The organism is Sphingomonas sp. LT1P40 (assembly GCF_036663835.1).
In the GTDB taxonomy this organism is placed as follows: domain Bacteria; phylum Pseudomonadota; class Alphaproteobacteria; order Sphingomonadales; family Sphingomonadaceae; genus Sphingomonas.
The window spans coordinates 636,831-654,305 of sequence record NZ_JAXOJT010000002.1 but is presented as its reverse complement, the minus strand read 5'-3'; the positions used below and the strand labels follow the sequence as shown (position 1 = coordinate 654,305).

At 65.1% G+C, this 17,475-nt stretch carries 14 protein-coding genes; 12 read left to right on the top strand and 2 right to left on the bottom strand.

Annotation, left to right across the window (positions count from 1 at the left end; all coding sequences use genetic code 11):
- The 10 genes from ligD to U1702_RS14565 all read left to right on the top strand — a co-directional run bounded on the left by ligD (window position 1) and on the right by U1702_RS14565 (window position 11,011).
- Window positions 1–2,433: a DNA ligase D gene (gene ligD, locus U1702_RS14610; RefSeq protein WP_332725895.1), complete on the top strand. Its 2,433-nt coding sequence runs from the start codon at window positions 1–3 to the stop codon at window positions 2,431–2,433.
- A 53-nt stretch (window positions 2,434–2,486) separates the two neighbouring features.
- Window positions 2,487–4,970 carry a circularly permuted type 2 ATP-grasp protein gene (locus tag U1702_RS14605; RefSeq protein ID WP_332725893.1) on the top strand — a complete coding sequence of 828 codons (2,484 nt, stop codon included), beginning with the start codon at window positions 2,487–2,489 and terminating at the stop codon, window positions 4,968–4,970.
- The gene (locus U1702_RS14600) at window positions 4,970–5,857 is read left to right on the top strand and encodes a transglutaminase family protein (protein ID WP_332725891.1); all 888 of its coding nucleotides are present in this window, start codon (window positions 4,970–4,972) and stop codon (window positions 5,855–5,857) included. The genes U1702_RS14605 and U1702_RS14600 overlap by 1 nt, the downstream gene beginning before the upstream one ends.
- A gap of 68 nt (window positions 5,858–5,925) precedes the next feature.
- Complete coding sequence (locus U1702_RS14595; RefSeq protein ID WP_332725889.1) at window positions 5,926–6,852, top strand: DnaJ C-terminal domain-containing protein; 927 nt, start codon at window positions 5,926–5,928, stop codon at window positions 6,850–6,852.
- A gap of 8 nt (window positions 6,853–6,860) precedes the next feature.
- Window positions 6,861–7,817 (top strand): YihY/virulence factor BrkB family protein, encoded by a 957-nt coding sequence (locus tag U1702_RS14590; RefSeq protein WP_332725887.1) that lies wholly within the window; start codon window positions 6,861–6,863, stop codon window positions 7,815–7,817.
- A complete protein-coding gene (gene fabI, locus U1702_RS14585; RefSeq protein WP_332725885.1) occupies window positions 7,814–8,617 on the top strand; it encodes an enoyl-ACP reductase FabI in 804 nt (267 codons plus the stop codon). Before U1702_RS14590 ends, fabI begins: the two co-directional genes overlap by 4 nt.
- On the top strand, window positions 8,617–9,150 hold the full coding sequence (locus tag U1702_RS14580) for a GNAT family N-acetyltransferase (protein WP_332725883.1): 534 nt from the start codon (window positions 8,617–8,619) through the stop codon (window positions 9,148–9,150). Before fabI ends, U1702_RS14580 begins: the two co-directional genes overlap by 1 nt.
- Complete coding sequence (locus tag U1702_RS14575; RefSeq protein WP_332725881.1) at window positions 9,147–9,572, top strand: hypothetical protein; 426 nt, start codon at window positions 9,147–9,149, stop codon at window positions 9,570–9,572. The genes U1702_RS14580 and U1702_RS14575 overlap by 4 nt, the downstream gene beginning before the upstream one ends.
- On the top strand, window positions 9,569–10,636 hold the full coding sequence (aroC, locus tag U1702_RS14570) for a chorismate synthase (RefSeq protein WP_332725879.1): 1,068 nt from the start codon (window positions 9,569–9,571) through the stop codon (window positions 10,634–10,636). Before U1702_RS14575 ends, aroC begins: the two co-directional genes overlap by 4 nt.
- 129 nt (window positions 10,637–10,765) lie before the next feature.
- Entirely contained in the window at window positions 10,766–11,011 is a 246-nt protein-coding gene (locus U1702_RS14565; protein WP_332725877.1) for a hypothetical protein, read from the top strand.
- A 56-nt stretch (window positions 11,012–11,067) separates the two neighbouring features.
- On the opposite strand, the gene U1702_RS14560 is transcribed toward U1702_RS14565, so the two are convergent.
- A complete protein-coding gene (locus tag U1702_RS14560) occupies window positions 11,068–12,357 on the bottom strand; it encodes an adenylosuccinate synthase (RefSeq protein WP_332725875.1) in 1,290 nt (429 codons plus the stop codon).
- 60 nt (window positions 12,358–12,417) lie between these two features.
- On the bottom strand, window positions 12,418–15,795 hold the full coding sequence (locus U1702_RS14555) for a PAS domain-containing protein (protein WP_332725873.1): 3,378 nt from the start codon (window positions 15,793–15,795) through the stop codon (window positions 12,418–12,420).
- Window positions 15,796–15,900: 105 nt separating this feature from the next.
- Here U1702_RS14555 and U1702_RS14550 point away from each other — a divergent pair, with 105 nt between their 5' ends.
- Complete coding sequence (locus tag U1702_RS14550) at window positions 15,901–16,905, top strand: fumarylacetoacetate hydrolase family protein (RefSeq protein ID WP_332725871.1); 1,005 nt, start codon at window positions 15,901–15,903, stop codon at window positions 16,903–16,905.
- 32 nt (window positions 16,906–16,937) lie between these two features.
- Entirely contained in the window at window positions 16,938–17,474 is a 537-nt protein-coding gene (locus U1702_RS14545) for a methylated-DNA--[protein]-cysteine S-methyltransferase (RefSeq protein WP_332725869.1), read from the top strand.
- Window position 17,475: the final 1 nt, after the last annotated feature.

Here is a 17,475-nt window from a genome sequence, read left to right as displayed (position 1 = left end):
ATGGCGAAGGCCGACCCGCTCGAAAAATACAATGCGATGCGGGACTTTGCGAAGACCGCAGAACCAAAGGGCGAGATCGCGCCGGGTACGGGTCGCAAATTCATCGTCCAGAAGCATGACGCGACGCGGCTCCACTGGGATTTTCGGCTGGAAGTCGATGGCGTCCTAAAAAGCTGGGCGGTGACGCGCGGACCGAGTTCCGATCCTGGCGAAAAGCGGCTGGCGGTGCGGACCGAGGATCATCCGATGTCCTATGCGTCGTTCGAGGGCACGATCCCCGCGAAGGAATATGGCGGCGGCACGGTGATGCTGTGGGATCAGGGCGAATGGGCGCCGATCCCCGGCAAGAGCGCGAAGGATCTGGAGAAAGGTCATCTGCATTTCACCCTGACCGGCGAGCGAATGCAGGGCGAGTGGCTGCTGATCCGGCTGAAGCCGCGCCCCAAGGAAAAGCGCGAGAACTGGCTGTTGCGCAAGATCGACGACGGGTTTGTCGGCGCCACCGATGCGCTGGTCGAGACCGGGCTGACCAGTGTGACCACCGGGCGCACGATGCAGGAGATCGCCGATGGGGTGAAACCGCCAAAGACAGTGGAGAAGAACGCATCAGCCAAGGCCGCGACCGGCAAACTTCCAGCATTCCGCGAACCGCAGTTGGCGACGCTGGTGGATAGCGTACCCTCCGGCAATGGCTGGCTGCACGAGATGAAGTATGACGGCTATCGCGCGCTGATCGCGATCGGCAAGGGCGGACCAAAGGTTTACACGCGATCGGGACTGGACTGGACCGATCGCTTTCCCGGCATTGCCGAGGCCGCCGCCATGCTGCCGGTCAAATCGGCGCTGATCGACGGAGAAGCAGTGGCGTTCAAGGACGGGCGGCCCGATTTCTCGACCTTGCAGGACGCATTGTCGAACGGCGGCGCGGACCTCAGTTTTTTCGCCTTCGACCTCATAGAGGTGGATGGCGAGGATGTCGGCAAGCTGCCGCAGATCGAGCGCAAGGAGCGGTTGCGGGCGTTGCTCATAGGCGCGGATACGCGGTTGCTGTTTTCCGAACATGTGCTGGGCGCGGGCGAGAAATTGTTCGATGCGATGTGCGGCGCGGGACAGGAAGGGGTCGTGTCGAAGCGTGCCGATGCCCCTTATCGCGGCAAGCGCACGAAAAGCTGGCTGAAGACCAAGTGCACGCGGCGGCAGGAATTCGTGATTCTGGGCTGGCTTCCGAGCAGCGCGAAAGGACGCGGGCTGAAGTCGTTGTTGCTCGGGCTGAACGAGGATGGCGCGCTGCGTTATGCGGGCAAGGTCGGCACCGGTTTCAACGCCACGACGATGGACGATTTGGTCACGCGAATGGAAAAGATCGAGCGCAAGACGGCGCCGGTCGAAGCGCCCAAAGCGGCGGTGCGCGGCGCGCGCTGGGTGACGCCGAAGCTGGTGGCGGAAATTGCCTTTGCCGAATTCACCTCCGAAGGCGTCGTTCGTCACGCCAGCTTTACGGGTTTGCGTGAGGACAAGCCGGTCGATCAGATTGTCGCCGAAGTCGCGGCGACAACCCCCGACGTACCGGTCAGCGACGTAAAGATCAGCAGCCGCGAGCGCGTGATCTTTCCCGATTCGAACATCACCAAGGGGGAGCTCGCGGATTATTACGCGGCCGTGGCGCCGATCCTGCTGCCCTGGGTTTCGCACCGCCCGATCAGCCTGGTCCGCTGCCCGCAGGGGCGCGCCAAACAATGTTTTTTCCAGAAGCACGACGCGGGAAGCTTCGGCGATCATGTCCGTCAGGTCGATATTCGCGAGAAGGACGGCAGCGTCGAACCCTATCTGTATGTCGAGGATGTCGATGGCGTGATGGCGTGCGTACAGATGGGGACGATCGAGTTTCATGGTTGGGGTGCCCGCGTCGAGGATGTCGAAAAACCGGACCGGCTGGTGTTCGACCTCGACCCCGATGAGGGGCTGGTTTTCGAGATCGTGAAGAAGGCGGCGGATGATCTGAAACAGCATTTGGCCGATATGGGCCTGACCAGTTTCGCGTTGCTGTCGGGTGGCAAGGGGGTGCATGTGGTGGTGCCATTGACGCCCGAAGCCGAATGGCCCGCCGTCAAATCATTCGCCGACCGCTTTGCCCGCGCAATGACGCAGGCGGAGCCAGAACGATACACTGCGAGCATCCGCAAGATCGATCGGAAAGGCCGGATCTTTATCGACTATCTGCGCAATCAGCGGGGCGCGACGGCGGTGCTCCCCTATGTCGCCCGCGCGCGGCCCGGCGCGCCGGTCGCCGCGCCGGTCAGCTGGAGCGAGTTGCGCGACATCGACACGCCGCAATTGTTCAGCGTGCGCGACGCCGACACGCTGATTGAACGCGCCAACGGACGCGCGCTGAAAGGCTGGGGACAAGCCGCGCAAGTACTGCCCGACATTTGATCTTTGTTGCGCCGCACCCTGATTATAGCCACAACGTCGCCAAAGGGGTTGATATGGCGAGCGCAGCGGCGACGTCCTTGTTCGATGCAGCGACGATTGCCGCCCGCTGGGTCGCCGATTATCGCGCGGCTACGCCCGCCACCGATGTGCTCTACGCCGCCGGACTCGATGATCCGTCCTGGGGCGCGGTGTTCGAGGAGCTGGCCGGGCGTTCTGGCGACGATCTCGATCATGTGCGCGAACGCGCGCAGCGCCATGCCGAGGATATCGGCACCGGATTCCGCATCGCGGGCGAAGGTGAGGAACGCCCCTGGCCGCTGTCGCCAGTACCGTTGCTGATCGACAAGAACGAATGGGACGGCATCGTCGCGGGCGTGGCGCAGCGCGCTGATTTGCTCGAGGCGATCCTGGCGGATTGCTATGGCGATCAGAAACTGGTGTCGGGCGGCTATATCCCCGCCGCGTTGGTGACGGGCAGCCCGTTCTTTCTGCGCCCGATGATGGGGCTGATCCCGCCGGGTGGCTATCACCTCAATTTCGTCGCGGTCGACCTGTGTCGCGGGCCGACCGGCGAGTGGCGCGTGCTGGCGGATCAGCTGCGCGCCCCGGTGGGCGCGGGCTATGCACTGGAGAACCGGCTGGCGATGTCGCGGATGCTGGGGGGATTGCAGAGCCGCCTGAACATCGAACGCCACGCGCCGTTTTTCGCCGCGTTCCGTGACGGGCTGGCGGCACGTTGCCGCCGTGCCGAGCCGCGCATCGGGCTGCTGACACCGGGCCGATTCAACCCCAGCTATGCTGAACAGGCACATCTGGCGCGCTATCTGGGCTTTTTGCTGGTCGAGGGTGGCGATCTCGCCGTCCGCGACGACCGCGTTTACCTTCGCACCATTGCCGGCCTCAAGCGCATCGACGCACTGTGGCGGCGGGTCGATCCGCGGATGCTCGATCCGCTGGCGTTTGATTCGCATTCGACGATCGGCGTGCCCGGGCTGGTTGACGCGATGGCGGCGGACGAAGTGGTGGTCGCCAATGCGCCGGGTGCGGCGATGCTGGAGGCGCTTGCCTTTGCCGCGTTCCTGCCGCGCCTCTGCACGCGGCTGACCGGCGAAAACCTCAAGCTCGCCAATATTGCGACCTGGTGGTGCGGACAGGAACGCGAGCGCGCTGAAGTGGCGGACGATCTCGACAATATGTTGATCGCGTCCGCGTTCGGCGTCGCCACCAACGTGCTGAGCGATGGTGCGGCCGTTCTGGGGTCGAACATGCTGCCGCAGCAACGTGCCGCACTGCTCGCCGATTTCGAGCGGCGGCCGCAGGATTATGTCGGTCAGGAAGTCGTGCGGCTGTCGACCATGCCGGTGGTCGCCGATGGTGGCCTTGCCGCGCGACCCTTCACCGTGCGCGTGTTCGCGGCGCGTGGTCCTGACGGCAGCTGGCATGTGCTTCCCGGCGGCTTCGCACAGATCGGCGAGCACCCCGACGCGCGCGCGGCGGTGATGGGTGAGGGCAGCTGGTCGGCGGACGTCGTCATCCATGGCAGCGATGCGGTGCCGCCGGTAACCCTGCTGGCATCCGACGACACCACGCAGCTGCGCCGCAATCCCGGGACATTGCCAAGCCGGGTGGCCGACAATCTATTCTGGCTGGCCCGCTATCTGGAGCGTGGCGAGGCGCTGCTCGGGCTGATCCGATCGTTGCTTGGCCATTCGATCAGCGCGGATACCGGTGCGGCGCTGTCGGTGGCGACGGTTCAGCAATTGGTGAACCTCGTCGTCGGATCGGGGGCGGCCCCGGCCCCGCCCAGCCTCAAGCGCGTCGATCTCACCCGCTTCGCCAGCGCCGCGATGGAAGCAGTCGAAGGGTCCAGCGTGCGCGCGATCAACCGTCAGGCGCGCGGGATCGGCGCGGTCAGCCGCGACCGCCTGTCCGCCGACATGATCCGGCTGCTCGACGCGCCCTATCCAGCCAAGGGCGGTGCGCTCGATCGGGCGGGATCGTTGCAGCGGCGCTATTATGCGCTGGCCGGACTTGGCGCGGAACATCTCGGGCGCACCGATGCGTGGCGATTTCACGATCTGGGCCGCCGGATCGAGCGCGCGATGGCGGCGATTCGCGCGATCCACGCCTTCGGTCACCCGGGCGCGACCAGCGACGATCTGTCCACGTTACTCGATCTCGCGGACAGCCAGATCAGCTATCGCCAGCGCTATCTGACCGGAATCGCGCGCGTGCCGGTGCTCGACCTGGTCGCGCTCGACCCCGGCAATCCGCGCGGCATCGCGTTTCAGGTGGCGGCAATTTGCGACCATATGCGCGATTTGCCGGTGTTGTCCGACGACGGTTTGGCCGAACCGCAACAGGCGCTGGCGGCAAAGCTGTCCGCCGCGGTCACGACCGCCCACGCGTCGGCGCTGGACGACGGGCGGCTGATCGAGATTGGCAATCTGCTGGGCTCGTTGTCCGACGCGGTGGCGCGGCGCTATTTCCTGCAGGGCGCGGAACCGTTGCGTGCGGCGGGGCTTGTCTTCGCCTGATGTTATACTCAATCCGCCACGTCACCCGGTTCGACTATGCGAAGCCGGTCGGGTTCGCACGCTGCAACTTGCGGCTGAAACCGATCCACTGGTCGGGCCAGACGCTCCACGACTATGATCTGACGGTGGTACCAGGCGGGCATGTCGCGCCGGCGCGGGCGGAGGCGGGGCTGGCCAATGTCGTGCGGCTGGTGGTTTCGGACGCATCGAAAAGCCTGACGATCGAGAGCAAATGCCGGATTACCGTCGATCGCCCGATCCCGTTTCCCTCGCCAAGCGATCCAACGCTGACAGAGGTCGCGGCACTGGCACGTAACAGCCGCGATGCCGGACCGGGCAGTCCGGCGGCCTATCTGTTTCCCTCACCGCTGATCCCGCTGGATGCCGAGATTGCGGCGTGGTGCGCGAAAGACCTCGATCCGACGCGCGGCGTGCTGGAGGCTGGCTTTGCGCTGGCCAAGCGCATTCAGGACGAGTTCGATTTCGACCCGACCGCAACACTGGTGGATACCCCTCCGCGCGAAGCCTTCGATAAGCGCGGCGGGGTGTGTCAGGATTTCGCCCAGATCATGATCTCCGGCCTGCGCGCCGCTGGCCTTCCCGCCGCCTATGCCTCGGGCTATCTGCGCACCCTGCCCCCACCCGGCCAGCCGCGGCTGGTGGGGGCGGATGCGACGCATGCCTGGGTATTGCTGTGGGGCGGACTCGATCTCGGCTGGGTCGGGGTCGATCCGACCAACGGTATCTGGATGGCGAGCGATCACATCATCGTCGCGGTCGGGCGCGATTATACCGATATCGCGCCGATCGATGGCATCGTGCTCGGCTCCGGCGCGCAGAATATGAAAGTTTCGGTAGATGTTGAGCCGCTTGAAGTATCGGCCTGACTTGCAACGCGGACGTTGCGCGCCGATGTAGCGCAGTAACACGCCAATAAGATTAAACCGGGGAAAACATGGCCGATCCGTACGCAACCTTGGGAGTCTCGCGCGGGGCGAGCCCGGACGAGGTGAAGAAGGCGTACCGCAAGCTCGCCAAGGAACTGCACCCCGACCGCAACAAGGACAATCCGAAGGCGACCGAACGCTTTGGTATCGTGACCCAGGCCTATGACCTGTTGATGGACAAGGACAAGCGCGCGCGCTTCGATCGTGGAGAGATCGACGGCGACGGCAATCCGACTTCGCCGTTCGGCGGCGGCTTTGCCGGCGGCGGACGGCCGCAGGGCGGGTTTCGCCCGGACTTTGGCGGCGGCGGTGGCGGCGAGCCGGATATCGGCGATATTTTCGAGGGGCTGTTCGGCGGCCGCGCGGGCGGCGGCCCCGGTGGCTTTTCCAGCGGGTTCGGGCGACGGTCACCCCCGGCAAAGGGGGCCAATGTCGCCTATCGGCTGCGCGTGCCGTTCGACGATGCGGCGGCGTTGAAACCGCAGCGTATCCAGCTGCGCGACGGATCGACGATCGACCTGAAGCTGCCCAAGGGGGTCGAGACCGGCACGCAGATGCGGCTGGGCGGCAAAGGCGATGCCGGCCCCGGCGGCAATGGCGACGCGATCGTGACGATCGAGGTCGAACCGCACCGTTTCTTCACGCGCGACGGCGACCATATCCGGATCGACCTGCCGATAACGCTGAAGGAAGCCGTGGCGGGGGCCGAAGTGCGGGTGCCGACACCCGAAGGGGCGTTGAGCGTCAAGGTTCCGATGGGATCGTCGTCGGGCAAGACATTGCGGCTGAAGGGGCGCGGCTTTCACGGCAAGGCGGCGCGCGGCGATCTGCTGGTCACGCTGGCGATCGAGATTCCGGCTGACGATGCGGCATTGACCGATTTTGTCGGCGGGTGGGAAGACACGAGCAACCCGCGCGCACGTCTGGGCGTTTGACGGACTTAGTGAGCGAACCGATTTCCCCAGAATCGCCCGAAGCGCGGCGGCATGGCTTTCACAAAAGGCTGTCGGATCTGGGCGTCACCGAGCGGGCGATCGAGGTCACCAAGCGTGTGGCGATCGGTGCGTTCAACGACGGGTTCACCCATGCCGGGAATCTGGCGTATCTGAGCCTGGTCACGCTGTTCCCGTTTTTTATCGTCGCCACCGCGATCGCACGGCTGGTCGGGCGGACGAGCGACGGGTTGCAGGCAGTGGTCGCATTCTTGCGGACATTGCCGCCGGAAGTTGCCGAACTCCTCCGGCCCGCGATCCTGGAGGTGCTGGCGGGGCGATCCGGCTCGCTGTTATGGCTCGGCGCGCTGGTCGGGCTGTGGACGACATCCGGGTTCATCGAAACGATCCGCGATATCCTGCGCAAGGCCTATGGCATTCCGTCCGCTTCGCCGTTCTGGCGGTTGAAGCTGGGCGCAATCGGCATGGTCATCGCATCGGTGATTCTGGCGATGATGGCGTTCAGTTTTCAGGTCGTGCTGATCGGCGCGGAGCAGTTCATCTGGCGGGTGATTCCCTATGCGTCGGACGCGGCGCGGATCGTATCCGTCACCCGGCTGGCCCCGGCGGTCGCGTTATTCGGTGCCATGTATATCCTGTTCTACACGCTCACCCCGTCGCGTTATCGCAAGTCCGATTGCCCGAAATGGCCGGGACCGGCATTCGTCACTTGCTGGTGGATGGCCTGCACGGCCGCCCTGCCGTGGGTGATCGGCAGTTTCGGCGGCTATGGCCTCACCTATGGCAGCCTGGCGGGGGTGATGGTGGCGCTGATCTTCTTCTTCCTCATCGGCTTTGGTGTCGTTATCGGGGCGGAACTAAATGCCGCGCTGGCGGAAGTGCCGGAGAAAGCGCTAGAACAACGCGCGCTAGAGGAGCGGCAGGAAGTGCCGGAGGGTAAGACGTGACGGGATTGATGGAAGGCAAGCGGGGACTCATCATGGGCCTCGCCAATGATCGCTCGCTCGCGTGGGGCATTGCGAAGAAATTGCGCGAGCATGGCGCGGAGCTGGCGTTCAGCTATCAGGGCGAGGCGCTGGAGAAGCGCGTGCGCCCGCTGGCCGAGGAACTGGGCAGCGATTTCCTGATCGACTGCGACGTCAGCGACATGGCCGAACTGGACAAGAGTTTCGAGACACTGGCGGCGCGCTGGCCGACGATCGACTTCGTCGTCCATGCGATCGGCTTTTCGGACAAGAACGAGCTGCGCGGCGGCTATGTCGATACCAGCCTCGACAATTTCCTGATGACGATGAACATCAGCGTCTATTCGTTCGTCGCGGTGTGCAAGCGTGCGGCGGCGATGATGCCGAATGGCGGATCGCTGCTGACGCTGAGCTATTACGGCGCGGAGAAGGTGATCCCGCATTATAACGTGATGGGCGTGGCGAAGGCGGCGCTGGAGACCAGCGTGCAATATCTCGCGGTCGATCTGGGCCGCGACAATATCCGCGTGAATGCAATCTCGGCGGGACCGATCAAGACGCTGGCGGCATCGGGCATCGGCGATTTCCGCCTGATCCTGAAGTGGAACGAGTTGAACGCGCCGCTGAAGCGCAATGTGACGATCGAGGATGTCGGCGGTGCTGGCCTGTATTTCCTGAGCGATCTGGCGAGCGGCGTGACCGGCGAGACGCATCATGTCGATGCCGGATATCATGTCATCGGCATGAAGGCCGAGGACGCGCCGGATATCACGCTGGCCTGATGACCATCGCAATCCGTCCGGCCACCGGCGGCGACGTGGCGGCGATCGACGCGTTGCTGCGGCGCAGTTTCCCGGCACCTGACGAAGCGTTGCTCGTGCAGCGGCTGTGCGTCGATGGCGATATGGTGCTGACGTTGGTGGCGGATGATGACGAGAGCGGCGAACTGGCCGGGGTCGTGGTGTTCAGCCGCATGACGGCAGAGGCGGGCGGCAAGGTGATCCCCGCCGTCGCGCTGGCCCCGGTTGCGGTCGGCGCGGTGTATCGACGACAGGGGGTAGCAGAGGCGCTGATCCAGGCAGGACTCGACCATCTGGGCGATGCCGGGGCGGCTTTGTGCTTCGTGCTGGGCGATCCGTCCTATTATGGACGGTTCGGGTTTTCAGCGGCGCATGCCGAGGGGTTTGCCTCGCCCTATGCTGGCGACTATTTCATGGCGGTGCCGTTACAGGGCGGTAAGCTGGCATGCGGCGCGCGTGGCAAGGCGGCGCATGCAGTGGCATTCTCGATGCTGGGCGAACACGCGCAGTCATGATCGCCGCGCTGCTCGATGTCATGCGCAGCGATCCGGGTTTCGCGGCTTTTGCGTTCATATCGTTGCTAGGGGCCGTCTATATCCCGCTGTCGGACGATCGCTGGGCGGCAGGCGCCTATCGCTATTTTCAAACCGCTGTGGGGGCGTTTGGCTGGATGCTGCTGCACTGGCTTTGGCTGGTGCCCGCCATCGCCCTCGTCGCAATCGTCAACCGCCCCCTTCTGAGCGCGCTGGGAACGCCGCTGCCGCGCGGGGCGGCCTATGTGCTTTGGGGCAGCTACGCGCTGCTGTTCTTTCTGATCCGGTTTTTCGCGCTGAAGTTCTTGCGCAGGCGGATGGAACGTCGCATCGCCGTGCTGAGGACGACGGCGCTGCTCGGCGCCTATGTGGCGTCCACGACGGAAGGCGACGCCGGGGAATGAGCTTCAACACTTTCGGACGCGTGTTCCGCTTCACCACCTGGGGCGAGAGCCATGGCCCGGCGATCGGCGCAGTGGTGGACGGGTGTCCGCCGGGATTGATGCTGTCCGAAGCCGATATTCAGCCGTATCTCGACAAACGTCGCCCCGGCCAGTCGCGTTTCACCACACAGCGACAGGAGCCGGACGCGGTGCGCATCCTGTCGGGCGTGTTCGAGGGCAAGACGACGGGCACGCCGATCAGCCTGATGATCGAGAATGTCGACCAGCGATCGAAGGATTATTCGGAGGTCGCGGTCGCCTATCGCCCCGGCCATGCCGATTATGCCTATGACGCCAAATACGGCTTTCGCGACTATCGCGGCGGCGGGCGATCGTCGGCGCGCGAAACCGCGATGCGGGTCGCGGCGGGTAGCGTTGCACGGCTGGTGATCCCGGAGGTGACGATCACCGCCTGGGTCGAGGCGATTGGCGGCGATGCGATCGACTATGCCAATTTCGACGCCGCGGAGATCGGCAACAACCCGTTTTTCTGCCCCGATGCGACGGCAGCGGCACGTTGGGAGACGCTGGTCGATAACGCGCGCAAGGCGGGGTCGTCGCTGGGCGCGGTGATCGCGTGCGAGGCGACCGGCGTGCCTGCCGGTTGGGGGGCGCCGCTTTATGCCAAGCTCGATAGCGAACTGGCGGCGGCGATGATGTCGATCAACGCAGTGAAAGGCGTCGAGATTGGTGACGGTTTCGCCGCCGCTGCGCTGGCCGGTGAGGGCAATGCCGATCCGATGCGACCCGGCGTCGACGGCCCCCAATTCCTCGCCAACCATGCTGGCGGCATTGCGGGCGGGATATCGACCGGACAGCCGGTGCGGGTGCGCGTGGCGTTCAAGCCGACCAGCTCGATTCTGACGCCGGTCGAGACGATCGACCGCGAAGGGAATGCGGCCGATATCCGCACCAAGGGTCGCCACGACCCGTGTGTCGGCATTCGCGGCGTTCCGGTGGTCGAGGCGATGATGGCACTGGTGCTGGCCGATCAGAAATTACTGCATCGCGCGCAAATCGGCTGATCGCCTCATCCCGCGAAGCATGCGGGTGGAGGGCGAGGCGAAGCGGATCGGGGACGGGGCGAGGAGCGCCGCTGCGACTATGTTGGCAAGGGCGCGTTTCTCCTGTGCCACATAACCAGGAGTTACCTCATGCGCCACAAGACGCTGTTCAGCCTTATCGTCCTTTGCGGTTCGACCGCAGCGCTCGCGCATATGGCGCCCGGCAGCCAGACCGAGGCACCGCTGCAAAACGAAGTGACCAATCAGGCCGTGCCGCCTGTCGACACGACTGGCAACGACACGTCGTCGAACGAGAGTTCGCCGAGCACCGAACCAACCGATCCCACGGATAACGGCACCGAGACTGCGCCGGAACCGAATGCCACCAGCTATTGAGCGGGGCTTCGTCCTCCCGGATGCGGCATGGGCCGTGTCCGGGATGACGAAGATCTTCAGTCTGCGAACGGATCTCGGACGAGGATCGTGTCCTCACGTTCCGGGCTCGTCGAAACCAGCGTAACCGGACAGCCGACGAGCTCCTCGATCCGCCGGATATATTTGATCGCCTGTGCCGGAAGCTGTGCCCAGCTGCGCGCGCCTGCCGTCGATTCGCTCCAGCCGTCAAATTCCTCGTAGATCGGCTCGACGCGTGCCTGATCCTGTGGGGCGGGCGGCAGATAGTCGTAATGCTTGTCACCGACCTTGTAGCCCGTGCAGATGCGCAGCCGGTCCATCCCGTCGAGGATGTCGAGCTTGGTCAGCGCGATCCCGGTGATGCCGCTGACCGCGACCGATTGGCGGACCAGCACCGCGTCGAACCAGCCGCAGCGACGCTTGCGCCCGGTAACGACGCCGAATTCGCGCCCCCTAGTACCGAGCAACTCCCCAATCTCGTTATCCTGTTCGGTGGGGAACGGGCCGGAACCGACACGCGTCGTATAGGCTTTGGTAATCCCCAGCACGAACCCGACCGAGCCAGGGCCGAGGCCGGAGCCGGATGCGGCCGATCCGCTAACCGTGTTCGACGAGGTCACGAACGGATAGGTGCCGTGATCGACGTCGAGCAGCACGCCCTGCGCACCCTCGAACAGGATGCGGCGACCCTTTTCCTTGGCGGCCTTCAGCGTCAGCCAAACCGGCGCGGCATAGGGCAGCAACGACGGGGCGATCTCACGCAATTCCTCGATCAGGCGGGCGCGGTCGATCGGCGGTTTGCCAAACCCGGCACGCAGCGCATCGTGATGCGCGCAGACGCGGTCGAGCTGCGCTTCGAGATCGTCGAGGTGCGCGAGGTCGCACACGCGGATCGCGCGACGGCCGACCTTGTCCTCATAGGCCGGGCCGATGCCGCGGCGGGTGGTGCCGATTTTCCCCGCGCCGCTGGCATCCTCTCGCAATGCATCGAGGTCGCGGTGGAACGGCAGGATCAGCGGTGCGGTCTCAGCGACCTGAAGATTCTCCGGGGTAATCTCGACGCCCTGCGCACGCAGCCGTTCGATCTCGTCGCGGAAATGCCACGGGTCGAACACGACGCCGTTGCCGATCAGCGACAGCGTGCCGCGCACGAGCCCGGACGGGAGCAGCGACAATTTATAGGTGGTGTTGCCGACGACCAATGTGTGGCCGGCGTTATGCCCGCCCTGGAACCGCACCACCAGATCGGCGCGGCTGGCCAGCCAGTCGACGATCTTGCCCTTGCCCTCATCGCCCCATTGGGCACCAATCACCGCAACGTTCGCCAACTACCGGTCCTTCCTGGCTATGCGCGGTTCCCCTAGAGCGCGGCGCTGCCCCCGTCCAGTTCACCTGTCGAGCGCGGCGCGGACCTTCTCCGCCAGCGCATCGACGCCAAAGGGTTTGGGCAACAGCGCACCGGTCGCATCAAGCCGTTCGGCGATCGCGGCTTCGTCGGGCGTGTAACCGCTGGTGAACAATATTTTCAGGCCGGGCTGGCGGCTCCGTGCGACGCGAGCGAGTTCGTCGCCGGTCATCTCCGGCATCACGACATCGGTGAACAACAGCGACACGCGCTGGCCGCGATCGAGCAGGCGCAGCGCCTCAATCCCGTCAGGGGCCTGCAATACGGTATAGCCCAGCTCGCGTAGCGCCTCGACCGAATAGTTGCGCACCCGCTCCTCATCCTCGACGACCAGGATGACCTCGTCGATCGACCCCTGCGCAATCGCGACGGGGCGTTCGGTGGTTGGCTGTGCTGCAAGCGGCGATTCGCGGCTGGGCAGCAGCAGGCTTACGCGCGTCCCGCGCCCCGGCGCGGTATCGATCGTGACATGCCCGTCGGACTGGCGCGCGAACCCGAACACCTGGCTTAGGCCAAGTCCGGTCCCCTTGCCGACCCCCTTGGTCGTGAAGAACGGGTCAAAGGCACGCGCGGCCGTCTCCTGCGACATGCCGGAGCCGGTATCGGCGACAGTCAGTTCGACATAGTCGCCGGGCTGAATCCCCATCCCCGCAGCGATCGCGTCGGCGATCGTCCGGTTGACGGTGGCGATGGTCAGCGTCCCGCCACCGGGCATCGCATCGCGCGCGTTGACGCACAGATTGAGGACGACGTTCTCGAGCTGGTTAGGGTCGGCCAGCGCCGCATCGAGTGTCGGCGTCAGATGAGTTTCGATCGTCACGTCTTCGCCCAAGGTGCGCATCAGCAGCTCGATCATCCCCAGCACATGGCTGTTAATGTCGAGCGCGGTCGGCGCCAGCGGCTGCTGTCGGGCAAAGCCGAGCAGGCGCTGAGTCAGTGCCGCTGCGCGCGTGGCCCCGTCCTTCGCCGCGACGATATAGCGGTCCAGTTCGGTGCTGCCTTGCGCGATGCGCCGCTCCAGCATGTCGAGCGCGCCGATCACCACCGCCAGCATATTGTTGAAATCATGCGCAATGCCACCGGTCAGCTGGCCGACCGCCTCCATCTTGTGCGCCTGCCGCAAGCGCTCTTCGGCGGCCATCAGCTGCCCGGTGCGCTCCGCCACGGCCTGTTCGAGTTCGACCCGCGACCGGGCGAGAACCTCCCGCGCATCGACGATTTCCTGAATATCGGTGCAGGTGCCGAACCAGCGGGTGATGTTACCGTCATCGTCGCGCACCGCCTGTGCCCGGCCCAGCACCCAGCGATAGACGCCGCTATAATGGCGCAGCCGATATTCGATATGATAGGGTTCGCCCGTATCCAGGCTGTACCGCCACTTTCCCCAAGCGCGATCCTGATCGTCGGGATGGAACATGTCGTTCCACGCCTCGCCGTCGGTGGTGCCATAGGGGACACCGGTATATTCGTACCAACGGTCGTTATAATAATCGTGATAGCCATCGGGCCGGGTCGACCAGATCATGTGATCGATTGAATTGGCGATGCCGCGGAACTTGGCCTCGCTTTCGCGCAATGCGGTAACGGCGGCGGCCCGCTCGACCGCGTCCCACGCAATCTCCGCCACCGCTTCGATGAAGCTCACTTCTTCGGGCCTCCACGCACGCGGGACGGCGGTGTTCGCGTAAAGCGTCGCCACCCAAATGCCACCGCGCATCAACGGCACGCCCACCGCCGATGGCGACAGCCGCGCGAACTCGGTGGCGGCATAGGCCGGGTCGGTGGCCGAATCGCCCACCACCACGGTCCGCCCCTGTCGATAGGAGTCCAGCGCGGGACCCAGGTTTTCAGCTGGAATCACACCCTTCGCGTCTGGCAGCTTGCCGTTGTTGATGGACGGGCCGAAGTTCACATTTCCGTCCGCGCCGACACGATAGAAGCCGACCCGGTCGATCTTCAGCCGGCGGGCCAGCGCGGTCGCGCTCAACCGCATGATCGCGTCGGGCGAGTCGAGGGCGCGCTGACGATCGACCAGGCCGTAGATGAACGCCTGTTCCTCGGTCGCGGCCTTGAGATCGGCGGCGGCGCGGTGGGCGGCTTCTTCGGCATTGCGCCGTTCGGTCACATCGAAGCTGACGCCGGGGAAGCGCGTCGGCCTGCCCACATCGTCATAGCCGCACCGCCCCTGTGCGGTGACCCAGCGCATCGACCCGTCCGGCTGGACCAGCCGATATTCGGCCTCGAACCGGTCGCCGCTGCGGATCGCCTGATCGATCGCGGTCTTTACCCGCGCGATGTCATCGGGGTGGACTGCGGCAAAGAAGGTTTCGATGGCCCCGCCCTGCTCCGCGAGCACGGGATCGACGCCGTACAGGCGTGCGAAGCGCGCGTCGGCGCGCACGAGATTGGCAGGAACATCCCAGTCCCATGTACCGACGCCGTGCGATGCGTCGAGGGCCAGCTGCAGCCGCTCTTCGCTCTCGCGCAGCCGCGCTTCGGTCATGGCCCGCTCGGTCACGTCATTGGCTTCGACAAAAATGTCGGTGGTGACGCCGTTGGCATCCTTGATCGGCTGATAGACAAAGTCGAGCAGCCGAGTCTCGATCGCGCCACCGCGTTCAAGCATGATCGGCGTCTCGCTGGCACGATATGCCGTGCCTGAGGCGAACACCTGATCGAGCAGATCGACAAAGCCCTGATCGACGATTTCGGGCAACACCTCGCCCACCGGCTTGTTCAGCACCGAACGGTTGCCCACCAGTTCCAGATAGGCCGGGTTGGCCAGTTCAAAGACATGCGCTGGCCCGTGCAACAGCGCGACGGCGGCGGGCGATTGCTGGAACAGTTCGCGCAGCCGCCCCACTTCCGCCAGCCGGGCGCGTTCGCCCAGCACGGCGCGGGTTGTCTCATTCCCCTGATTGAGAATGCCGACGACCGCGCCGAACTCGTCGCGGATCGGGGTGAAGCTGTAATTCCAGTAGGTTTCGTGCGTGCGTCCACCGCGCATCATGTCGAGCCGCTGGTCATAGGCGGCGAACCCCTCCCCGGTCTCGATCACGCGCGCGAATTGTGGGCCGACAACGGCCCAGATTTCGGGAAATACATCGGCACCGCGCTGCCCCAGCGCCCAGGGATGACGCTCCGCGGGGATCGTCGCCCAGGCGTCGTTGTAGAACAGCCGCAGGTCCGACCCCCAATAGATGGCGGTGGGGAATTCGGACCCCATGCAGATGCCCAGCGCAAAGCGCAGCGGCTGTGGCCAGGTGTCGATTTCGCCAAGCGGATTGGCGTGCCAGTCATGCGCCCGGATCAGGCGACCCATCTCGCCGCCATGTTCGAGGAATCGCAACTCGGAGTACATGGGTATAGCGTTGCGATGGGCGACCCGTGGTGTCAATGCGCCGCACGCCCCTCGACACCTGAAATCAGCCGCTTATGCTGGTCGTCCAGGAGCAGGAGAAGAAGCGTGAAACTCGCCAGTCTGAAGAATGGCCGCGATGGCCGGCTCGTCGTCGTGTCCACCGACCTCGCCTGGTATGCCGATGCCGCGCATATCGCGCCGACATTGCAGGCCGCGCTGGACAATTGGGGCCAGGTCGAGAGCGATCTGCGCAACCTCGCCACCGATCTCGACCATGAAGCGATCCCGATGATGCGCTTTCACGAACGTCAGGCGGCGGCACCGCTGCCGCGCGCCTACCAATGGGCCGACGGATCGGCCTATGTGAATCATGTCGCGCTGGTGCGGCAGGCGCGCGGGGCGGAGATGCCCGAGACATTCTGGACCGAGCCGCTGATGTATCAAGGCGGAAGTGACGGTTTTCTCGGCCCGCGCGATCCGATCCCGCTGAAGGACGAGAGCTGGGGTTGCGACCTCGAGGCGGAAGTGGTGGTGGTGACCGGCGACGTACCGCTGGGCGCGAGCCGCGAGGAAGCGCTGGCTGCGATCCGGCTGGTCGGGCTGACCAATGATGTTTCGCTGCGGAATTTGATCCCCGAGGAACTGGCCAAGGGGTTCGGCTTCTTTCAGTCCAAGCCCGCCAGCGCATTTTCGCCCGTCTTCGTCACGCCCGACGCGCTGGGTGTGTGGTGGCAGGACGGCAAGCTGCACCGCAAGCTGATGGTCGATCTCAACGGCCAGCCGTTCGGTCGGGCCGAGGCGGCGGTCGATATGACCTTCGATTTCGGCACGTTGATCGCGCATGCGGCAAAGACGCGTGCGCTGGGCGCGGGGACCATCATCGGATCAGGCACGGTTTCCAACCGCGATGCGGACGGCGGCCCGGGCAAGCCGATCGCCGAGGGCGGCGTCGGCTATTCCTGCCTGGCCGAAGTCCGCACCGTGGAAACGATCAACGGCGGCAAGGCGGTCACCCCGTTCCTGAAGACCGGCGACACCGTCCGCATCTGGGCCGAGGACGACAAGCACCACGCGATCTTCGGCACGATCGAGCAGACCGTCGGGGGATAGGCATCTCGAGCGGTTATCACATATTCGAGACCGTGGCCGGTTTCGCTGCGATTGGCTGGAACGGGAAAGGCGTCAGCAGCTTCCGCCTCCCGGCGGGCACAGTGCAAGCGGCGGAGCTGGCGCTACTTCGGCGTTCGCCCGCAGCGAAAGCGGTATTGCCACCGCCATTGGTGCAGGCTGTGATCGACGACGCGCAGCGCTATTTCGTCGGCGGATGCGTCGATTTTACCGGCGTGCCCGTCGATCTCGGGGCGCAGCAGCCCTTTTTCGAGCGCGTCTACGGTGTCGTGCGCCAACTCGGCTGGGGCGAGACGGCGACCTATGGTGTGATCGCCAAGAGGCTCGAAGCGGGGCCGGAATTCGCCCGTGATGTCGGCCAGGCAATGGCGGCCAACCCGGTGCCGCTGATCATTCCGTGCCATCGCGTGACGGCTGCGAACGGGCAGATCGGCGGCTTTTCGGCACCCGGCGGATCGCTGTCCAAGGCGCGCATGCTCGAGATCGAGGGCGTCGAGGTGAAGGCCGGTATCGTCACCCGCGACACGCCGCAGCTGGGGCTGGGTTTCTGAG